At 64.2% G+C, this 21,079-nt stretch carries 18 protein-coding genes; 10 read left to right on the top strand and 8 right to left on the bottom strand.

Features of this window, described 5'->3' with window-relative positions:
• Positions 1 to 1,588: methyl-accepting chemotaxis protein (locus tag E4K65_RS41215; protein WP_135178969.1), on the bottom strand; the 1,588-nt coding region annotated here is incomplete at its 3' end.
• Positions 1,589 to 1,846: 258 nt separating this feature from the next.
• Here E4K65_RS41215 and E4K65_RS41210 point away from each other — a divergent pair.
• Entirely contained in the window at positions 1,847 to 3,013 is a 1,167-nt protein-coding gene (locus tag E4K65_RS41210) for an FIST N-terminal domain-containing protein (protein ID WP_135178968.1), read from the top strand.
• A gap of 5 nt (positions 3,014 to 3,018) precedes the next feature.
• Positions 3,019 to 4,368, top strand: a complete 1,350-nt coding sequence (locus E4K65_RS41205) for a hybrid sensor histidine kinase/response regulator (protein WP_025576175.1) — start codon at positions 3,019 to 3,021, stop codon at positions 4,366 to 4,368.
• Between the two features lie 178 nt (positions 4,369 to 4,546).
• Here the strand turns inward: E4K65_RS41205 and E4K65_RS41200 are convergent, their stop codons facing one another.
• From E4K65_RS41200 to E4K65_RS41175, 6 genes are all read right to left on the bottom strand, one after another.
• On the bottom strand, positions 4,547 to 5,242 hold the full coding sequence (locus E4K65_RS41200; protein WP_167771568.1) for a response regulator: 696 nt from the start codon (positions 5,240 to 5,242) through the stop codon (positions 4,547 to 4,549).
• A gap of 133 nt (positions 5,243 to 5,375) precedes the next feature.
• Positions 5,376 to 6,062, bottom strand: a complete 687-nt coding sequence (locus E4K65_RS41195) for a response regulator transcription factor (protein ID WP_027546743.1) — start codon at positions 6,060 to 6,062, stop codon at positions 5,376 to 5,378.
• Between the two features lie 138 nt (positions 6,063 to 6,200).
• A complete protein-coding gene (locus E4K65_RS41190; RefSeq protein WP_167771567.1) occupies positions 6,201 to 7,373 on the bottom strand; it encodes a c-type cytochrome in 1,173 nt (390 codons plus the stop codon).
• A 137-nt stretch (positions 7,374 to 7,510) separates the two neighbouring features.
• The gene (locus E4K65_RS41185; RefSeq protein WP_029677416.1) at positions 7,511 to 9,226 is read right to left on the bottom strand and encodes a PQQ-dependent methanol/ethanol family dehydrogenase; all 1,716 of its coding nucleotides are present in this window, start codon (positions 9,224 to 9,226) and stop codon (positions 7,511 to 7,513) included.
• 408 nt (positions 9,227 to 9,634) lie between these two features.
• Positions 9,635 to 10,084 carry an SRPBCC family protein gene (locus tag E4K65_RS41180; protein WP_025576045.1) on the bottom strand — a complete coding sequence of 150 codons (450 nt, stop codon included), beginning with the start codon at positions 10,082 to 10,084 and terminating at the stop codon, positions 9,635 to 9,637.
• Between the two features lie 166 nt (positions 10,085 to 10,250).
• Complete coding sequence (locus tag E4K65_RS41175; RefSeq protein WP_167771566.1) at positions 10,251 to 11,162, bottom strand: LysR family transcriptional regulator; 912 nt, start codon at positions 11,160 to 11,162, stop codon at positions 10,251 to 10,253.
• A gap of 155 nt (positions 11,163 to 11,317) precedes the next feature.
• Between E4K65_RS41175 and E4K65_RS41170 the strand changes: the two genes are divergently transcribed.
• The 6 genes from E4K65_RS41170 (at position 11,318) to E4K65_RS41145 (ending at position 18,784) form a co-directional block, all read left to right on the top strand.
• Positions 11,318 to 12,298, top strand: coding sequence for a Bug family tripartite tricarboxylate transporter substrate binding protein (locus E4K65_RS41170; RefSeq protein ID WP_025576042.1), 981 nt, complete (start codon positions 11,318 to 11,320; stop codon positions 12,296 to 12,298).
• Between the two features lie 16 nt (positions 12,299 to 12,314).
• Positions 12,315 to 13,097: a dienelactone hydrolase family protein gene (locus tag E4K65_RS41165; protein ID WP_135178964.1), complete on the top strand. Its 783-nt coding sequence runs from the start codon at positions 12,315 to 12,317 to the stop codon at positions 13,095 to 13,097.
• A 639-nt stretch (positions 13,098 to 13,736) separates the two neighbouring features.
• The gene (locus E4K65_RS41160) at positions 13,737 to 14,237 is read left to right on the top strand and encodes a (2Fe-2S)-binding protein (RefSeq protein ID WP_135178963.1); all 501 of its coding nucleotides are present in this window, start codon (positions 13,737 to 13,739) and stop codon (positions 14,235 to 14,237) included.
• Between the two features lie 83 nt (positions 14,238 to 14,320).
• On the top strand, positions 14,321 to 16,663 hold the full coding sequence (locus E4K65_RS41155; RefSeq protein WP_135178962.1) for a xanthine dehydrogenase family protein molybdopterin-binding subunit: 2,343 nt from the start codon (positions 14,321 to 14,323) through the stop codon (positions 16,661 to 16,663).
• 13 nt (positions 16,664 to 16,676) lie between these two features.
• A complete protein-coding gene (locus E4K65_RS41150) occupies positions 16,677 to 17,477 on the top strand; it encodes an FAD binding domain-containing protein (protein ID WP_025576035.1) in 801 nt (266 codons plus the stop codon).
• Positions 17,478 to 17,677: 200 nt separating this feature from the next.
• The gene (locus E4K65_RS41145) at positions 17,678 to 18,784 is read left to right on the top strand and encodes a CaiB/BaiF CoA transferase family protein (RefSeq protein ID WP_135178961.1); all 1,107 of its coding nucleotides are present in this window, start codon (positions 17,678 to 17,680) and stop codon (positions 18,782 to 18,784) included.
• Positions 18,785 to 18,865: 81 nt separating this feature from the next.
• On the opposite strand, the gene hppD is transcribed toward E4K65_RS41145, so the two are convergent.
• A complete protein-coding gene (gene hppD / locus E4K65_RS41140) occupies positions 18,866 to 19,984 on the bottom strand; it encodes a 4-hydroxyphenylpyruvate dioxygenase (protein ID WP_135178960.1) in 1,119 nt (372 codons plus the stop codon).
• 121 nt (positions 19,985 to 20,105) lie between these two features.
• On the opposite strand from hppD, the gene E4K65_RS41135 reads away from it, so the two are divergent.
• Both E4K65_RS41135 and E4K65_RS41130 read left to right on the top strand, forming a co-directional pair.
• On the top strand, positions 20,106 to 20,585 hold the full coding sequence (locus E4K65_RS41135) for an Lrp/AsnC family transcriptional regulator (protein ID WP_025576029.1): 480 nt from the start codon (positions 20,106 to 20,108) through the stop codon (positions 20,583 to 20,585).
• Positions 20,586 to 20,656: 71 nt separating this feature from the next.
• Positions 20,657 to 20,968, top strand: coding sequence for a DUF1272 domain-containing protein (locus E4K65_RS41130; protein WP_027546752.1), 312 nt, complete (start codon positions 20,657 to 20,659; stop codon positions 20,966 to 20,968).
• Positions 20,969 to 21,079 lie beyond the last annotated feature (111 nt).

Below are 21,079 nucleotides of genomic sequence, written 5' to 3'. Positions count from 1 at the left end.
GCGCCAGCAGATTGGTCTGCTCGGCAATCGCGGTGATGAGCTTGACCACTTCGCCGATCTGCTGGGCGGCATGCGAGAGCTTACCGATGCGGCCGTCGGTCTCCTTGGCCTGCACCACGGCGGCCTCGGCGATACGGCTGGAATCGCGCACCTGGCGTCCGATCTCCTCGACCGAAGCCGAGAGCTCTTCCGTCGCGGTGGCGACCGACTGCATGTTGCTTGACGCCTGCTCGGACACACCGGCGACCTGGCTCGACAGGCTCTGGGTGGTCTCCGCGGTGCGCGTCAGCGTGGACGCTGCCGATTCGAGCTGCACGGCCGAGGCGGAGACGTTGGAGACGATGGCGCCGACGGCGCTCTCGAAATCATCGGCAAAACGGATCAGCTCGGAGCGGCGGCTGGCGGCCTGCTCCCGGCTCTGGGCTTCGCTGGCGGCAGCATCGCGCTCGGCCTTGGCGACGGCCTGAACCTTGAACTCCTCGACTGCGCCGGCCATCTCGCCGATCTCGTCCTTGCGGCCGAGGCCCGGCAGCACGACGTCGAAATTGCCCGAGGCGAGCTCGCGCATCGCCTTGCACATCGCGATCATCGGGCGCGAGATGCCGGTGCCGAGCAGGAAGGCGAGAACCGCGCCGAGCAGCGTGCCGCCGACGGCGAGCATGAGGACCAGTTGCTCGGTCTGCCCGATGGTCGCTTCCGATTCGGAATCCAGCCGCTGCTGTTCGGCGACGAGGTCCGCCTTCATGGCGGTGGCTCCTTGCAGGATTGCGCCGGCCGAGCCGCTCATCTCGGTCACGAGATCATCGACCATCTTGGCGTTGGCGATCAGCTTCTCCAGCGCATCGCGATAGGCCGCGAGCAGCGCCTTCGCATCCTTCAGGCCGGCGACGACCTTGTCGTCCATGGAATAGATCGCGCCCAGCGAATTCTCGACGAACTTCAGTCGCGCCAGCGCGCTTGTCGCCACCGCCTGGTCGGAGTTGACGATGAAATTGCTCGCGGCGGCACTCGCAGTCTGGAACTGGGCGTTGACCTGCTTGGTGCCGAACTCGATCGCCTGGGCCTCCGCGTCGGAGGCGTTGTTGCCGATGTCGTCGAGCTTGTACTTCAGGAGGTTGGCATTGCGCTGAAGCTGGTTCTGGACCAGGAGCGCGCTGTCGCGCTTGGCTTGCAGGATCTTTGCAAACGTCGCCGAGAAGTTGGAGAACTCCTTGGCGAGCTTGCTGAGACTCTCCTGCCGCGCCGGCCGCTTGGCGCCCTTGATCGCCTGGTCGATCGCGTTCTTGAGGCCGGCCTCGGCATCCAGCGCCGCCTTGGCATCATCCTCCTTGCCGGTGACGACGAAGTACCGGGCGGACGAACGATAGGCGAGCAGCTCGCGGTCGATGTTGCGGGCGAGGTCGGCCTCGGAAACGCTGGTGCGGTAGGACCCGACCCCGGACGACACCCGCTCGAAGCCGAAATAGGCGAAAGCCATGCTGCCGGCGGAGATCACCAGCACTGCGGCAAAGCCCAGGATGATTTTGGCGCGGAACCTGAGGGTCGGAAATATGGTGCGCTTAGACGGCGACGCGATACGCCCGGACATTCCTACCCCCACCCTATGTTCTTGCAACGATCACGCGGCCCGGAAGCAGCCCTTTCCGAACGCGTGCGGAAAATTAGGGCAGAAACGTCAAGGGGCGGTAAATCCGTCCGGCCTGCACCGCGGGTGGAGAGAGTTTCGCCCCCAGGGCGCGTCCAACCTTGCCGGGGCCGAGGGGCGCCGTGTTGCGGCTAACCGGAAAACGCCTTATTCTTTGAAGACTTGGCGTTAGACCAGGCTGGTCCTCGAGGGAGAAACGGAGTGGGGCAAACCGATTTTCGGTTTGGCGGTGCGTCTGGCGTTGCCGTTGCCAAATCGAAGGCTGCGAGCGTCGATGAAGCCGTGGCCGAGCTCGCCGCCCAGCTCCCATCCGACGAGTTGGCGCTGATCCTGGTCTTCCTCTCGCCCAGCTACGACCCTCATCACTTCATCGCCGAGATCACCCGGCAGTTCGACGAGACCCAGGTCTGCGGTTGCACGACCGCGGGCGAGCTCGCGCCCGACGGCTGGGACGAGAACAGCGTCGTGGCGCTGGCGTTCAGCCGTGCCGACTTCTCGGCCGCGGTGCGGCCCATTCTCAACCTCGACGGCTTCCGCGTCGAGGACGGCCGCAGGATCGGCGGCGAGCTCCGGCACGAGCTGTTGCGGGTCACCCCGCAAGTCGATCGCGGCAATCCCTTCGGCCTGGTGTTGATCGACGGCCTGTGCCGCCGCGAAGAGGCGGTGATGTCGGCGATCTATGCCTCGCTCGACGACATTCCTGTCGTCGGCGGGTCCGCCGGCGACGGGATGCGCTTCGAGAAGACCTGGGTGTTCTGCGACGGCAAGGCCCACACCAATGCCGCCCTCCTGATCCTGTTGAACACCTCGCTGCCGTTCCGCGTTTTCAAGTGCGACAATTTCGAGCCGAGCCCGCAGAAGATGGTGGTCACCGAAGCCGACATCGAAAATCGAACGGTCAGGGAGCTGAACGCGGAGCCTGCGGCCCAGGAATATTCGCGCATGGTCGGGATCCTGGACGCCAAGCTCGATCCGTTCTCCTTCGCGTCCCACCCCGTGCTGGTGCGCGTCGGCGGCGCCTATTACGCGCGGTCGATCCAGCGCGTCGAACCGGACGGCTCCCTGCATTTCTTCTGCGCCATCGACGAGGGCATGGTGCTGACGGCGGCGACGTCGCGCAGCCTGGTCGGCTCGACCTGCGACACCTTCACCGAGATCCGCGACCAGATCGGAGAGGTCTCGCTCTATATCGGCTTCGAGTGCCTGCTTCGCCGGCTCGACGCCGAGCAGCATCAGCTCGCCCGCGACATGTCCGACCTGTACCGGCAGAACCGGGTCGTCGGCTTTCATACCTATGGGGAGCAGTTCGGCTCCATGCATGTGAACCAAACCTTCACCGGCGTTGCGATCGGAAGGCGCCCGTCGTGACGGACATGTGGCAGGGCCCCGATGCGGTCGACCAGCTACGGCGCGAGGCGGCGAAGCTGAAGAAGATCAATGCCGCGCTGATGTCGCGGGTCGAACGCTCGATGGACCAGCAGCTCAACGCCTTTTCATTGTTCGAAACCGCCATTGCGCTCGACCACAAGGTTCGCGACCGGACTCACCAGTTGCGCGAGGCGCTGCATTCGGTCGAGCGCGCCAATGAGGGGCTCTACCGCGCCAAGCAGCAGGCCGAAGCCGCAAGCTCGCTGAAATCATCGGTGCTGATCTCGGTCACCCACGACCTGTTGCAGCCGCTGAACGCGGCGCGCCTGACGCTGTCGGCGCTGACCGAGATGATGGAATCGCAGGAGGCGGGCCTGCTCATCGACCAGGCCGACCGCTCGCTGCTGATGCTGGAGGACCTGCTGCGGTCGCTGCTGGAGATCGCAAAGCTCGACGCCGGCGCGCTCAAGCCCGACGTGCGGGCGATTGCGCTGGCGCCCCTGTTCCAACAGCTCCGCAACGAATTCGAGCCGGTCGCGGCGCGGCAGGGTCTTTCCCTGCGCATCCGCACCTCGCCGCGCGCGGTGAGGTCGGATGCGATGATGCTGCGGCGGATCCTCCAGAACCTGCTTGCCAATGCCATCCGCTATACCCGCAGCGGCGGCGTCGTCATGGGATGCCGGCTGAAGGGCGACCACATCTGCATCCAGGTCTCCGACACCGGACCTGGAATTGCACAGGCGCAGCAGCAGGCAATCTTCCGCGAATTCCAGCGCGGCGAGGCGACCGCGACCGACCAGGCCGGCTTCGGGCTCGGCCTCTCCATCGTCCGCCGTTTCGCAACCGTGCTCGGGCACGAGGTGCGGCTGTCGTCGCAGGTCGGCAGGGGATCGACCTTCACGCTTGAGCTGGAGCCGGCCGACCTCACTGAGGTCAGCGACGAGGTGCATGAGGTCAAGCTCGCCGAGCGGCACTATAGCGGGCTCGAGGGCGCCAAGATCCTGCTGATCGAAAACGACCCGAACGGCTCGGAGGCGATGGCCGCGCTGCTGGAAGGATGGGGCTGCGACGTCGCGACCACGCGCTCGGCCGCGGATGCGCTCCTGCGCCTCAGCGAGCTCGGCGGCGCACCCGATGCCGTGATCGCCGATCTCCACCTCGATCACGGCGAGAGCGGCCTGTCGGCCATCGCCGACGTCCGCCGGCATCTGACGCTCGACACGCCGGCCATGATCATCACGGCCGACTACTCCGAAAAGGCCGCGAAGGAAGCGAGCCTGCACGGCCTCGAAGTGCTGAAGAAGCCGATCAAGCCCGCCGAGATGCGGGCGCTGCTGTCGTTCCTGCTGAGCTAGCCCGCACGGATCGTCTTCGCTTCACGCCGCTTGCGGCGGGGCGAGCGCGCACGGCTTCCAATCAAAATGGCGAAAACAACCCCTTGCACAGTACCGGTAGTATATTACATGCCGTCAAGGCCATGACTTACAAGTAAAAAGCGCTCTCAATTTGAAGGGCAAACGGGAGAAAATCGCCTCACTGCTGGTCCGGACGTGCCCGCTCGCGCCTGGCCGCGGTGTCTCCGGCTGCCAGCGTCGCGAAATCGATTCTGGACATTTCGACGATGGCCTTGGTGCGGCTGAGCACGTTGAGCTTGCGCAGGATGTCGGAGACGTGGACCTTCACCGTGGTCTCCGAAATCTTCAGCTCATAGGCGATCTGCTTGTTTTGCAGGCCACGCTTGAGCATTTCGAGCACGCGCAATTGCTGTGGTGTCAGTTCGTGCAGGCGCTTCAGGAGATCCTGCGCGGGGCAGGACGCACGCAGCGGGCGGACCAGTCCGCGATAGACGGCGGGAACACAGACCGAGCCGCGCAGTACCTCGCCGATCGACTGTGCCAGATCCTGTTTGGACGACGATTTGAGGATGTAGCCGGACACGCCGAGCGACATTGCGCCGGATATGATCTGCCGATCCTGATGCCCGGAGACGATGACGACGGGAATTTTGGGAAACGCCTTGCGGATGCGGATGATGCCCGAAAGACCCGTGGTGCCCGGCATCGACAGATCGAGCAGGATCAGGTCGAACTCGGCGGCCGTCGCGACCTGTTCCAGCGCGCCGTCGATCGACGTCGCCTGAACAATATCGGCCGCAGGCGCCACCATCCGGAGCGCGCCTTCGAGCGCCTCGCGGAACAGCGGATGATCTTCGACGATCAGAAATCGCATCAGGTACGAGCCATTCTGAAGACCTTGAAGACCGTGCCCAGGATACCGCCGGGGCCGGCGTCGAATTGCACGCGTTGATAATGACTCAGCAGAGACACGCCGGCTTGATCCAGGTCAAGAAGGACACCGCGCGTCATTGCGACCTGCCGCGATCGATCCGCGCATGAGGCCGGCTGCGCGGATCCGGCAGCTCCATCTTGCCGATCTCGATGATCGCCTTGTTGCGGCTGAACAGGCCGAGCTTGCGCAGGATCTCGGTGATATGCGCCTTCACCGTGGATTCGGCGAGCTGAAGCTCCTGGGCAATCTGCCGGTTCGGATAGCCGCGACGCAGGAGGTCGAGCACGCGCAGCTGCTGCGGCGTGAGGTCGCGCAGCTTGACCTCGAGCCCGTTGCCGGCATCGGCCCGCCGCCGCTTCGGCGTCGCCACGAAATCCTTTGGCACCGACACCGATCCGCTCAGCACGCCCTCGATCGATTGTGCCAGCTCGCGCTTCGACGTCGACTTGGGCAGATAGCCTGCGGCGCCCAGCGCCAGCGCCTCGCGGACGACATGCTGGTCCTCCTCGCTCGACACGATGGCGACGGGCAGGCGCGGATAGGCCTCGCGCAAGCGCAGGAAGCCGGAGAAGCCGGTCGCATCCGGCAGCGAGAGGTCGAGCAGCGCGAGGTCGATGCCCTGCCCGGCCGACAGGATATGCAGGGCATCCCCGATCGACATCGCTTCGAAGATCTGCGCCTCCGGCAAGGCCAGCCGCACCGCATTGCCGAGCGCCTCGCGAAACAGCGGATGATCGTCGATGATCAGGAAGCTGGTCATGGCACCTTCCCAACACTGCACCGCACGCGCATCGACCACGGCAGCGGAAGCGGCACATCCATGCGATAGCCGTCCGGCGCCGGGATGATGCCGGACGGACGCTACCACATCCTCCCGATCGCGTTCGGTCAAGATCGTTCAGTCGTTCGATTCGGACTGGACCGTCAGCAGGAAGGAAAAGATGTGGTCGAACTGGTCGTCGGTGAAGACCTCTTTCCAGGCCGGCATGCCCTTGGTCGGCCGTCCCTCATGCACGGTCGTCCAGTACTTCTCGCGCATCTCGTCGCCGTAGCGGTGACGCAGCAGCCGCAGGTCGATCTTCCGCTCGCTCTGGACCGCGTCGGGACCGTGGCAGTGCGCACAGGTTCCGTTGAAGATCTCCTTGCCGGAGCCGACGGCCTCGGTGCCCGGCGCGGCCGCGTCGCCCTTGGTCTCGGTCGCCACCACACTGGCGGTCTGCGTCACACCGGGTCCGGTCCCGGTCGTCGTTCCCGCCGGCATCGCCTGGGTCGCCCCGAAGCGCGCCGGCTGGCCGGTCGGCAGCCCATATTTCACCGCGAGCGCGCCGATGGTGCTCTGAAGCAGCGGCAGGACGGCATCGACGCGATCACGCAGCTCGGTGGACGTCTTGGCAAAGCCGATCGCCGCGTCCCATGACAGGCCATCGCCCTCGGTGAGCTGAATCTGGTAGCGATCATTGTAGCTGGTCTTGTTCAGCCAGCCTGCGACCGGGCCCCAGATGAAGGCGACGTCGGCCTTGCCCCGATCGAGCGCCTGCATGCCTTCCTCCGGCGACAGCACCGTCACCTTCTGGATGTCGTCGCGGCTCGCGAGCAGGTTTTGCGGCGTGCTGGCGAACTGCACGGCAACGCGCTTGCCCCTGAGGCCGTCGACGCCATCGAGCGCCTGCCCCTTGGCGGCCACGAGGGCATAGCCCTGCTTTGCGAACGCGTTGGAGAAGATCACGGCCGGTCCCATGAAATCCTCGGACCGCGGCAGCCCGATCATGGCGTCGCATTGCTTGCCGAGCAGCGTGACGCGCACGGTGCGCTTGCCGAAATAGGATTTGTACCAGTCGTAGGCGACCGGCCGGCCGAGCGCCTGCGCCAGGGCCTGCCCGATCTCGACATAGAAGCCCGGCTGCGACGGACTATCGCTCGAGAACGGAAGATTGGTCGGATCGGCGCAGAGACGGAGCGGCTGCGCTTCGTCTGCGTGCAGCGAGGGTGGAGCGATCAGCGCGGCACATACGAGCAGGCCTGCGATGGCGCGATTTCGGCTCGCACCGGTGCCAGAATGATTCGGACGCATCCTCGTCTCCCATAGCTTTGTTGGGCCAGAATTCTGTCGAGCCAGGCGCTGCGGCACCAGGCATCGGCCGATGCCGCAGCTAAGGTTTGGAAAAAGCGCGCGCGTATCCGTCACCTCGAGGATACGCGCGCGAGTGGTCACTGGACGGAGAACACGAAGAGCGAACCGCCCTCGGGAGCTGCGGCCGTCATCTTCTTTCCTACCTCGCCCAGGAACGCAGGCAGCGCAGCCGTGCGGCCGACGACGATGGCGACATATTGCTTGCCGTCGACCTGGTAGGTCACCGGACCCGCGCCGATGCCGGAGCCGAGATTCTTGCTCCACAACACCTTGCCGGACTTCGCATCGATGGCGCGGAAATCGCCATGAATGTTGCCGGCAAACACGAGGCCACCGCCGGTGGTCAGCGTGCCGCCGTTGAACGGCAGGTCTTCCTTGATCGACCAGACCTTCTTCTGCGCGACCGGATCCCAGGCCACGAGCTCGCCGAGGAAGCCGCCGGGGCCTTCCTTGGTCGGGAATTCGGCGCCGAGATAGAACACACCGCGCTTGTAGGCGACATCGGAGACCGACCAGTCCATGCAGACATTGTTGGACGGGATGTAGACGAGGCCGGTCTGCGGGTTGAACGACATCGGCTGCCAGTTCTTGCCGCCGATCAGGTTCGGGCAGATGTCCTTGGCGGGATGGTTCGGCCCGGGACGCTTGTCGGGATCCTCGACCGCGCGCATCGTGGCGACGTCCCACTTCTTGGCCCAGTTGGAGAACACGTATTTCTCCGCCGAAAGCACCTTGCCGGTCTCGCGATTGGCGACGAAGAAGTAGCCGTTGCGATCCGCCTTCATCAGCGTCGGAACGGTGCTGCCGCCGATCTTCAGATCCGCGAGCACGGCTTCGTTGACGCCGTCATAGTCCCAGGCATCGGCCGGCGTGGTCTGGATGTGCCACTTGATTTTGCCGGTGTTGGGATCGAACGCCACCGTCGAGGCGGTGTAGAGGTTGGTCAGCTTGCCGAAATTGCCGTCGCCGGTCGAGCGCACCGCCGTGTTCCACGGGCCGGGATTGCTGGTGCCCCAATAGACCGTGTCGCTCTTCGGATCGTAGGAGCCGACCAGCCAGGCCGCGCCGCCGCCATGCTGGGCGGAGTCGCCCTTCCAGGTGTCGCCGCCGGGCTCGTCCGGCGAGGGAACGGTGTAGGTCTGCCACAGCTGCTTGCCGGTGTTGATGTCGAAGGCCTGGAGCGAACCGCGCACGCCATACTCGCCGCCGCCGAAACCGGTGATGACCTTGTCGCGCACGACGAGCGGCGGCGAGGTGATGACCGAACCCTGCTTGTAATCGACCACCTTCGTCGTCCACAGCGCCTTGCCGGTCGCGGCATCGAGCGCCGTCAGCTTGCCGTCGAGTCGGCCGACGAAGATCTTGCCGTCGGCATAGGAGACGCCGCGATTGTTCACGTCGCAGCAGGCGTATTGCAGCACGTCCTCGGGAATATCGGGCTCGTAGGTCCACTTGCGCGCGCCGGTGGCGGCATCGAGCGCGTAGACGTATTTCGGGCCCCAGGAGCTCGAAACGTAGAGCGTGTTGCCGACGACGATCGGCGAGGACTCGTTCGAACGGAGCGAGGCCAGCGAGAACGAATAGGCGAGAGTCAACTTGCCGGCGTTCTCGGTGTTGATCTGCTTCAGCGGGCTGAAGCGCGTGTTGCCGTAGTCGTGGCCGGCAACGGCCCACTGGTTCGAATCGGATTGTGCCTTGAGCAGGGAGTCGTTGGCGCGAACGCCTGATGTAGCGGTGGCCAGCATCGCAACCATCGAGATGCCAGCCAAGAAGCCCTTCGTTCCAAAGGTCATTGTATTCCCTCCGCGGTGTTGTTGTGCACGCCATGTTAGGCGCCTGAGCGCGCTACGCCCGTGATGCGCAGTTCGTCTGCGAGCCATCGTTCGAAATTACAGCATCGCCTTTTCGCGCTTAGTATAGGCGGAAGGTAGTAGTGCAAATCATTGGCGGCTTTCGCCGCTCATCTCCTTGTCCGGGCTCGCGTCTTGCCTTTGTTTTGCAGCTCGAAACGGGCCATCGGATTCCGGCAAAGTCATGCCGCAATCCGATTCGTCCGGTCCACTCAGCGCAGTAGGGCGGGCAAAGCGAAGCGTGCCCACCTCTTCTCTCGCAATCGTGGATTGGTAAGTGGTGGGCACGGCGCAAGAGCGCCTTTGCCCACCCTACAGGTTCGCGTCAGGGCGCCGAGGACGACGCGCTGATCACGATGATGGCGCTACCACCGCCGCGAAGTTTTCGAAGAAGTTCGCGGCAAGTTTCCGCGACGTCGAATCGATCAGCCGCGCGCCGAGCTGTGCGAGCTTGCCGCCGATCTGCGCGTCGGCCTCGTAGTGCAGGACGGTGACGTCAGGCGATTCCTCCTCCAGCCTGACCTTCGCGCCGCCCTTGGCAAAGCCTGCGACACCGCCGGCGCCTTCGCCGACGATGCGATAGCCATTGGGCGCATCGATATCGGTCAGCGTCACCTTGCCGCTGAACGTCGCCTTCACCGGACCGACCTTCAGCACCACGGTCGCAATCATCTCCGTCGGCGATGCCATCTCGAGCGATTGGCAGCCGGGAATGCAGCGCCTGAGAACATCGGGATCGTTGAGCGCAGCCCACACCTTGGCTTTCGACGCCGGAATACGCTGACTGTCGTTCATCTGCATCGCTTCCACCCTTTTGACCGTTGCTTGTACGGCTGGACTAGGGCGGCGCCCGGCTGCGATCAATCGCCAGGAAGTACTAGGCCGTGCACCCATGGACCAAGCGGAGCGATGCGGCGCTGGTGCGGCATCGCAATATGTCGCGATGAGCCGCAAGCGGACCTCCGGCTCACTTGCGTTTCGCCGTTGGCTCTGCAAGCTCACGGGCGCTGTCAATGACGAGTTGCACGACCGGGCTGATGGCACGATCCCTAACGGTGACTATCCCGTTTGGTCGACGTGCCGCCGGCAGTTCAACGGACAAGACCTTAAGCGCCGAGCCCCTGGCGAGAAATTTCAGTGCGGAAGCCGGGAAAACCGTGATGAACCGCCCTGTCTCCAGCAGGCTGACCCGCATATGGGGGGAATCGGTGACCACCGTCGCGCGTGGATAGTTAAATCCGCTGGCGCGAAAGGCCTGCGTGATGATCGATCCGATCACGCTCTCCCTGGGTGGAAGCACCCAACGCTCCTCCGCCAGATCGGAGAGCTGGATGTTGCGCCGCCGAGCCCATGGATTTTTTGTACCCGCCGCGACGACATAGCAATCTTCAAATAGAAACTCGAAATGCAGCCGCTCGTCAGCAATCGGGCCGCCGCTCCGCATGATCAACAGATCGACTTTGCGCTCGCTCAGGTCGCGGTGCAGTGTTTCCATGTAGCCGGTCACGAGCTGAAATCTGATCCGCGGATGACGCCGGGACAGCCGATCTACGAGAGCGGAAACAAAGCTCGCCGCCAGAAAGGCTGTGCTTCCAATCCGCACTTCCCCAGCGGTGGGGTCGGCCAGAAATTCGATGCTCTTCACGCCCCGACGCAGTTCGTCGAAAACGGCGGCGCCGCAATCGAGCAGGGCGCGACCGCACTCGGTCGGCTCGACGCCGCGACGGTGGCGATCCAACAAGCGGACGCCGAACGCAAGCTCGAGCTCCGCGATCGATCTCGAAATATTGGGCTGAGTCGTATTGAGCATGAGCGCCGCCTTGCCCATGCTGCCGGCCTGCACCACCGCCATGAGCACGTGCAGGTCCTGCAGCTTCATTCGCTTTCCGATGCGATCGCTCATCTGCATCAAAGCACCCATTTCCGTTCTGAGATGATATCATCAGACAATAGCCTTATGTGCTTATGACAGCATCAACTATCCTCGGCGTTGAAGAGAGCCGGCGCGCGTGCGGGTTCGACTGAGCAAAGCCTATGACTCCCTCCCGACGTCAATTTCTGCACCTCGCAGCGGGGGTGGCCGGTCCGCCTCTGCTGTCGGGTCTGGCTTACGCGGATACTTACCCCTCGCGGCCGGTCCGGATCATGGTTGGCTTCGCCGCGGGCGGCCCGAATGACATCCTTGCGCGCCTGATCGGGCAATGGTGTTCGGAGCGGTTCGGCCAGCAATTTATCGTCGAGAACCGCCCCGGAGCTGGCAGCAATATCGCCACTGATGCGGTCGTGCGCGCGCCTCCGGACGGCTACACGCTTCTGCTGGTTGGCTCCCCCAATGCGATCAATGCGACGCTTTACGAAAATCTCGATTTCAATTTCCTGCGGGATATTGCGCCGGTCGCGAGCCTGACCCGCGGCGCCCTGGTGATGGTGACACATCCATCGGTTCCTGCCCTTACAATTCCAGAGTTCATCGCCTATGCCAAAGCCAATCCGGGGCGACTCTCCTATGGGTCGGGCGGCGTGGGCGGGATCACCCATATCGCCGCGGAACTGTTCAAACAGGAGGCCGGCGGGCTTGATCTTCAGCATGTGCCCTATCGTGGCGTAGCGCCCGCGATCACGGATCTGCTCGGCGGACAGGTGCAGTTCGTCTTTGCGAACCTGGCGACATCGATCGGATACATCGGCAGCGGCAAGCTGCGCGCGCTCGGGATCACGACGGCAGCGCGATCCGAAGCGTTGCCGGATGTGCCAGCCATTGGCGAATTCGTGCCCGGTTATGAGGCGAGTTCGGTGTTCGGCCTCGGCGCGCCGAAACACACGCCAGCCGAGATTATCGATCGCCTCAACAGGGAGGCCAACGCCGCGCTGGCCGATCCCACGTTCAAGATGCACCTCCGTAGCCTCGATGCCGCGGAACTGGCCGGCTCGCCTGCCGATTTCGGCAAGGTCATGGCCGGTGAAACCGAGAAGTGGGCCAAAGTGATCAGCCTCGCGAAGATCCGACTGGAGTAGCGCTGCGGGGTCTCAGATGGCTGCGGCCTCCATGCCGCGCCTCCCGGCCAGACCCGACGTTGGCCTCTACATCGAGCTAAGTGCTGGATCGGATATGCAGGGGAAGTTCAGCAAGATTTGCGCGAAAGGCGGCAGCGCGTTCGATTGCTATCTGGTCACGCCCGAGCCTGAAAAGCCGGTTGCTGCCATTGTGCTTGCTTCTGCTATCCATGGCGTGGATGCCGACATGCGCGCAATTGCCGACGAGCTTGCGGCATCTGGCTTCATCGTCGCGGTGCCCGATCTGTTTTGGCGGTCGATTGCCGGCCCACTTTCGCGCAGAGATCCGCGCGCGGCCCAGCGTGCACAGCCGCGCCCGGAGCAAATCAGAGCCGGCGAAGACGATTTGATCGACACGTTGAGGCACCTCGGCACACTGCCGCAATTCAATGGGCAGGCGGCCGTCATGGGATTTTGCTACGGCGGTCCGTATGCGATCCTCGGGCCGAAGCGACTTGGCTATGCCGCCGGTATCTGTTGCCACGGATCCCAGATGCTGGACTATCTTCACGAGCTTGTCGGGGTCCGCGAGCAAGTCTGCCTCATTTGGGGCGACGATGACGATCGCGCGCCGGTCGAGGTGCTGGAGGCGTATCGTAATTTGGCGGCAAGCATGGAAAACGTCGAAGTGCACATCTTTCCCCGAGTGCGCCACGGTTACATGATGCGGGGAAGCCCGTCCTTCGATCGGGCGACACACGATTTTTCAATAAAGCGCACCCGTGAAATGCTCGAAGGTCTCAAGTCGGCAGTTCGTTGAAAGCGCCTATTCCACCTGGTCCTGCAAAAGGGAGATATCGGATCGACTGAGAATGCCGTCCATCGGTGGACTGCGCCGCTCGTCCCGCGCTCGCAACCGGATTGAGCGATTTATCGACAGCGTCACAATGTCGTCGGGTGGCGAGGCGCCACGACAGGCCTGCTGCCAGTTCAACTCGTATCAATCAGGGTATGGATGTGCCTTGACGAGTGCGCGTCCCTGGACGACCCGGCAAGCGCAGCTTGCCGGTGGCGGCTTGCTGCATCGCCACGAACAAAATCAATGGCTTAGCCTGCCGACCCCTACTACCAAGATCGCGATTACAACGGCGTGAGCGCGTGCTCCTATTCGTCGCAACGAACAAGACATCAAAGGGAGAAAACGACGCGCGGGGAGCGCCGACGTCCAGGGCCAGCGCTTCGCGCTGGCGGTTGAACCCAGGCCGCCATCGACGAAGCGGAGATCGCAAGGTCGCGCCACGCACTGGCGGCGGCTCGGAACATCGTGGCCGAATCGCGCACCTGCGACAAACGTCACGATGACCTTTCCATGACGCACGTCCCCCAAAATCCCAGTTGCAAAGTTCCGTTCGCGCTGTCTCTAATTGGAATAACTACAAACATTCGGGAGGACTTCACCGTGTCTACAGTCAAACTGACAGTGAACGGCAAGGCCGTTGCTGTCGACGTCGAGGATCGCACGCTGCTGGTCCATCTCCTGCGCGATCACCTCAACCTCACCGGCACCCATGTCGGCTGCGACACCAGCCAGTGCGGCGCCTGCGTCGTGCACATGGACGGCCGCGCAGTGAAATCCTGCACCATGCTGGCGGGACAGGCCGACGGCGCCAGCATCACCACCATCGAAGGCATCGCCAAGGGCGACGAACTGCACCCGATGCAGGCCGCCTTCCGCGACAATCACGGCCTGCAGTGCGGCTATTGCACGCCGGGCATGATCATGTCGGCGATCGACATCGTGCACCGCCATAATTCTCAAGGAGCTGGCGGCCAGCTTGACGAGGCCACCGTCCGCCAGGAGCTCGAAGGCAATATCTGCCGCTGCACCGGCTACCACAACATCGTCAAGGCCGTGCTGGACGCGGCTGGACGCATGAAGGTTGCGCAGGCGGCCGAGTAAAGCCGCCCGCTTCGAACGAAGACCACCGCTGCTGCTTTCGATGGAAAGCGCAGTCAAAATAATTCCGGTCGGGAGGACCAGACATGGGTGTTGAAGGCATCGGCGCGCGAGTCGTGCGCAAGGAAGACAAGCGTTTCATTACCGGCAAGGGCCGCTACGTCGACGACATCAAATTGGTGGGCATGACCCATGCCCAGTTCATCAGAAGCCCGCATGCGCACGCCAAGGTGAAGAAGATCGACTCGTCCGCCGCGCTGAAGATGCCGGGCGTGGTCGCGGTGCTCACCGGACAGCAGCTGGTCGACGACAAGGTCGGCAACCTGATCTGCGGCTGGGCCATCACCTCCAAGGACGGTAGCCCGATGAAGATGGGCGCATGGCCGGCGATGGCGCCGGAGACGGTGCGCTTCGTCGGACAGGCCGTCGCGGTCGTGATCGCCGACAGCAAGAATCTGGCGCGCGACGCGGCGGAAGCTGTCGTCGTCGATTACGAGGAACTTCCGGCGGTCGCCGACGTCCACGCCGCGATCAAGGCCGGCGCGCCACAGCTTCACCCTGAAGCACCCGGCAACCAGGTCTATGACTGGGTGATCGGCGACGAGGGCGCCACGGATGCGGCTTTCGCCAAGGCCGCCAATGTCGTGAAGCTCGACGTCACCAACAACCGCCTCGCGCCGAACGCGATGGAGCCGCGTGCGGCGATCGCCGATTACGACGCCGCGGAAGAGCATTTCACGCTCTACACGACGTCGCAGAACCCGCACGTCGCCCGCCTCGTGCTGTCGGCGTTCTACAACATCGCCCCCGAGCACAAGCTGCGGGTGATCGCTCCCGACGTCGGCGGCGGCTTCGGCTCCAAGATCTTCATCTATCCCGAGGAGATGGTGGCGCTGTGGGCCTCGAAGAAGGTCGGCCGTCCCGTGAAATGGACCGGCGACCGCACCGAGGCCTTCCTCACCGACGCGCATGGCCGCGACCATGTCACCCACGCCGAGATGGCGTTCGACGCCAGCAACAAGATCACCGGCCTCAAGGTGAAGACCTACGCCAATTTCGGCGCCTACATGTCGCTGTTCTCCTCGTCGGTACCGACCTATCTCTACGCGACGCTGTTGTCGGGCCAGTACAACATCCCGGCGATCCATGCCGAGGTGATCGGGGTCTACACCAACACCACGCCGGTCGACGCCTATCGCGGCGCGGGCCGCCCCGAGGCGAGCTACCTGATCGAGCGGCTGATGGAGACGGCCGCGCGGCAGCTGAAGGTCGATCCGGCGGCGCTGCGCCGGACCAACTTCATCACCCAGTTCCCGCACCAGACGCCCGTGATCATGGCCTATGACACCGGCGACTTTAACGCTTCGCTCGATGCGGCGATGAAGGCGATCGACTATGCCGGCTTCGCCGCGCGCAAGGCCAAGGCCAAGGCGGACGGCAAGCTGCGCGGCATCGGCGTGTCCTGCTACATCGAGGCCTGCGGCATCGCGCCGTCGAAGGCCGTCGGCAGCCTGGGTGCCGGCGTCGGTCTTTGGGAATCCGCCGAGGTCCGCGTCAACCCGGTCGGCACGATCGAGATCCTCACGGGCTCGCACAGCCACGGCCAGGGTCACGAGACCACGTTCTGCCAGCTCGTCGCGGAGCGCCTCGGCGTTCCCATCAGCCAGGTCTCGATCGTCCATGGCGACACCGACAAGGTGCAGTTCGGCATGGGCACCTACGGCTCGCGCTCGGCGGCCGTCGGCCTCACCGCGATCCTGAAGGCCATGGAGAAGATGGAGTCCAAGGCCAGGAAGATCGCCGCGCATGCGCTGGAAGCGTCGGAAGCCGACATCGTCATCGAGAACGGCGAGTTCAAGGTGACGGGCACCGACAAGGCGATCGCCTTCCCGATGGTCGCGCTCGCGGCCTACACCGCCCACAACCTGCCTGACGGGATGGAGCCGGGCCTGAAGGAAAGCGCCTTCTACGACCCGACCAACTTCACCTTCCCGGCCGGCACGTATATCTGCGAGCTCGAGGTCGATGCCGGCACCGGCAAGACGAGTTTCGTCAACTTCGTCGCCGCCGACGATTTCGGCCGGCTGATCAACCCGATGATCGTCGAGGGACAGGTCCATGGCGGCCTCGCCCAGGGCATCGGGCAGGCCCTGCTCGAGCACGCGATCTACGATGCCAATGGCCAGCCGGTCACGGCCTCGTTCATGGACTACGCCATGCCGCGCGCCGACGACCTGCCCTCGTTCAACCTCTCCCACACCACGACGCTGTGCCCGGGCAATCCGCTCGGCATCAAGGGTTGCGGTGAGGCCGGCGCGATCGGCGCCTCTGCGGCCGTGATCAATGCGATCACGGATGCGATCGGCAAGAACAACCTGGAAATGCCCGCAACCCCCGACCGGGTGTGGCGCACGATCCACGCGGCTTAAGGGAGGAACGAAGATGTACCAGACAACCTATCATCGCGCTTCCTCGGTCGACGAAGCCGCCAGCCTGTTCGGCAAGAGCAGCGAGGCAAAATTCCTCGCCGGCGGCCAGACGCTGCTGCCGGTCATGAAGCAGCGCCTCGCCAGCCCCTCGGACGTGATCGACCTCGGCAAGATCAAGGACATGATCGGGGTCGAAGCCTCCGGCGACACGCTGACCATCAAGGCCGCCACGCCGCATTACGACGTTGCGACCAGCGATGCCGCGAAGAAGGCGATCCCTGCGCTCGCCTATCTCGCCTCGCTGATCGGCGATCCCGCGGTGCGCTATCGCGGCACGATCGGCGGCTCGATCGCCAACAACGATCCCGCCGCGGACTATCCGGCCGGACTGCTCGCGCTCGGCGCCACCGTGAAGACCAACAAGCGGTCGATCACGGCGGATGACTTCTTCAAGGGCCTGTTCACCACCGCGCTTGAAGACGGCGAGATCATCACCGCCGTGTCGTTCCCGGTTCCGGCAAAAGCGGGCTACGCCAAGATGCGGCATCCGGCCTCGCGCTTCGCGCTGACCGCCGTGTTCGTCGCGCAGACGAAGTCGGGCGAGATCCGCGTCGCCGCGACTGGTGCCTCGCAGAGCGGCGTGGTGCGGGTGCCCGCGATCGAGGCCGCGCTGAAGGCGAACTGGTCGCCGTCGGCGATCGACGGCGTGACGATTTCGGCGAGTGGACTTCTGTCCGATATCCACGGCACGTCGGAGTACCGCGCCAACCTCATCAAGGTGATGGCGCAGCGCGCGGTGGCCGCCGCAGGCTGATAGCGCCTCAACACAAATTTTCCGCGGCGCGCACTTCGGTGCGCGCCGTTTTTATTTTGGCCCTGCGTCACGAAAAGCGCTTGCCTCGCTGACGTGAAGGCGGGAAAAGTTAATCGATCAATTAACTCGCCCCACAGAGGAACGTCCCAGGCATTTGCCGAGCCATCGGCAATCCGCCTGCGACCCGAGGAAGCAAAAAAGTGCTCGATAAACCAGCCCAAAACGCCTCCGTCCGCACCTCCGGCCCGCTCTCCGGCTTCCGCATCGTCGAATTCGCCGGCATCGGGCCGGGCCCGTTTGCCTGCATGATGCTGGCCGACATGGGCGCCGACGTCGTCACGCTCGACCGTGTCGGCGCCAGGAAAAGCATGAAGTCGGTGGCGGGGCGCGGCCGCAAGGTGATCGAGCTCGACCTCAAGGACAAGGCGGCGATCGCGGAGGTGCTCGACCTGCTTGCGAGCGCCGATGCGCTGGTCGAAGGTTTTCGTCCCGGCGTGATGGAACGGCTCGGGCTCGGCCCCGACATCGTGCTCGCGCGCAACCCAAAGCTCGTCTACGGCCGCATGACCGGCTGGGGCCAGGAAGGCCCGCTCGCCAACGCCGCCGGCCACGACATCAACTACATCTCCATCACCGGCGCGCTCGCCGCGATCGGCACGAAGGAAGCGCCGGTGCCGCCGCTCAATCTGGTCGGCGATTTCGGCGGCGGCGCGCTCTATCTCGTCGTCGGCGTGCTCGCGGCGCTCCTCGAAGCCTCGAGGTCCGGCAAGGGCCAGGTGGTCGACGCGGCGATGTGCGACGGCGCGGCGTCGCTGATGTCGTTCTTCTTCGACATGACCACGATCGGCCGCTGGACCGAAGGGCGCAACCAGAACTTCCTCGACGGCGGCGCGCATTTCTACGGCGTCTACGAATGCGCCTGCGGCCATTTCGTCTCGATCGGTTCGATCGAGCCGCAGTTCTACGCGCTGCTGCGCCAGCACGCGGGCCTCTCCGACGCCGATTTCGACGCGCAGATGGACCGCAAGGCCTGGCCGGCGCTGAAGGAAAAGCTGAAAGCCGTGTTCAAGAGCAAGACGCGCGAGGACTGGTGCAAGATCATGGAAGGCACCGACATCTGCTTCGCGCCGGTGCTGACCATGTCGGAGGCGACGCAGCATCCGCACATGGTCGCCCGAAATGTGTTCGTCGAACGCCACGGCGTGAAACAGCCCGCGCCCGCGCCGCGATTCTCACGCACGCCATCCGCGGTGCGCGAACCGGAGGGCGCGGAGATCGCCGCGGTGACGAAGGCGTGGAAGGGGTAACCTCTCCCTGGGGTTATGGGTCCCGGCCTTCGCCGGGACGACACCTGTTGTGACGCTGCAGTCTGGCTAGAAGCGCGAGCCCTAAGCCGCGTCATCCACCTTCAGCACGCCGCGCCGGATCTGGTCCTCCTCGATCGATTCGAACAGGGCCTTGAAGTTGCCCTCGCCAAAGCCGTCATCGCCCTTGCGCTGGATGAACTCGAAGAAGATCGGGCCGATCGCGTTGGCCGAGAAGATCTGGAGCAGCACCTTGGTCTGGCCGCCGTCGACGACGCCTTCGCCGTCGATCAGGATGCCGTTCTTCTGAAGCCGCGCGATGTCCTCGCCATGCCCGGGCAGGCGGGCGTCGATCCGCTCGAAGTAGGTGTTTGGCGGCGACGGCATGAAGGGCAGGCCGGCTTCGCGCAGGCCTTCGATGGTGCGGTGGATGTCGCGGCAGCCGCAGGCGATGTGCTGGATGCCTTCGCCGCGATAGATATTCAGATATTCCTCGATCTGGCCGGACTCGCCGGCATCCTCGTTGATCGGAATCCGGATCTTGCCGTCGGGGCTGGTCAGCGCGCGCGAGAACAGGCCCGACGCGCGCCCCTCGATGTCGAAGAAGCGGATCTGGCGGAAGTTGAACAGCTTTTGGTAGAAGCCCGTCCACACATCCATGCGGCCGCGGTGGACGTTGTGGGTGAGGTGGTCGAGATAGAACAGGCCGGCACCAGCCGTCTTGGGATCGCGCGCGCCAAGCCATTCGAACTCGTCATCGTAGGCCGAGCCCTTGGCGCCGTAGCGGTCGACGAAATAGAGCAGGCTGCCGCCGATGCCCTTGATCGCGGGCACGTCGAGCGTCTTCTGCGCCGATGACACATCCGAAGGCTCGGCGCCGAGCGCGATCGCGCGGTCATAGGCCGCCTTCGCATCGACCACGCGAAACGCCATCGACGGGGCACAGGGACCATGCGCGGCGACGAAATCGTAGCCGTGGGTGCCGGGCTCCTGGTTGACGAGATAGTTGATGTCGCCCTGGCGATAGACCGTGATTGCCTTGGTCGTGTGGCGGGCGACGGGCGCATAGCCCATCAGCTTGAACAGCGCGTGCAGCTCGCCCGGATTGGGATGGGCATATTCGACGAACTCGAACCCGTCGGTGCCCATCGGATTGTCGGCGCTAACAGTGGCCGGCGGTGCATCGTGCGGAAACGGACCCATGCTGCTCTCCCAAATGGCTGCTGGGAGGAACTATCCTTCATGGGACGCGCAAGAGGCGTGCAAACGGGACGTCATTTGGCTATCATATGCACGATCCGTGCACCAAATGGATAAAACGCGCATGATTTCGGTGGACGCTTTCGACCTCAAGATCCTCGGCGCGCTCCAGGACGACGGCCGCCTCACCAACCAGGAGCTCGCCGATCTCGCGGGTCTCTCGGCCTCGCAATGCTCGCGCCGGCGGATGCGGCTGGAGGAGGAGAAGGTGATATCGGGCTATCACGCCGATCTCTCCAGCGAGGCGCTCGGTTTCGGGGTGATCGCCTTCATCCAGGTGGGGCTCGCGACCCACTCGCCGGACAATTCCAAGCGGTTCCGCGCGCTGGTCAATCGCATCGACGAGATCCAGGAGGCCTACTCGCTGACGGGCGATGCCGATTACGTGCTGAAAGCCGTGCTGCGCGATTTGAAGGGCCTCTCCAACCTCGTCAACGACGTGTTGATGCCGCACCAGAGCGTGGCGCATGTGCGCTCCTCGATCGTGCTCGACCGGCTGAAGGAGAGCACGCGGCTGCCGCTCAGGGAGCTGAAGCCTGGCTGAAATCGAGGGAACTACGGCATTCGCGCATCACGCACCGTCTGCGATGATCCAGCCGATCCGGAGATTCGACCATGGCCCTCCAGCTTCGACCGAACTGCGAATATTGTGACCGCGACCTGCCGCCCGATGCAACGGATGCGCGGATCTGCTCCTATGAATGCACGTTCTGTGCGGACTGCGTCGAGACCAAGCTCTCCAACGTCTGCCCGAACTGCGGCGGCGGCTTTGCCCCGCGCCCGATCCGCCCGACGCAGGAATGGCGGCCGGGCGTATGCGTGACGAAGCACGTGCCGTCGGACAAGCGGGTGCATTTGAAGTACAGCGCGGAGGATGTCGCGGCGCATTGCGCGCGGATCCGCGACGTGCCGCCGGAGAGGCGGTAAGCTCTCTCCACGTCATTGCGAGGAGCCCTTCGCGACGAAGCAATCCAGAATCCCTCCGGGGAAAGACTCTGGATTGCTTCGCTGCGCTCGCAATGACGGAGTTTGTGGCGA

The sequence above is a fragment of the Bradyrhizobium niftali genome (genome assembly GCF_004571025.1).
GTDB classification, from domain to species: Bacteria; Pseudomonadota; Alphaproteobacteria; order Rhizobiales; family Xanthobacteraceae; genus Bradyrhizobium; species Bradyrhizobium niftali.
Note: the sequence above shows the minus strand (reverse complement) of the source record. Positions and strands in the feature narration are given on the sequence as shown.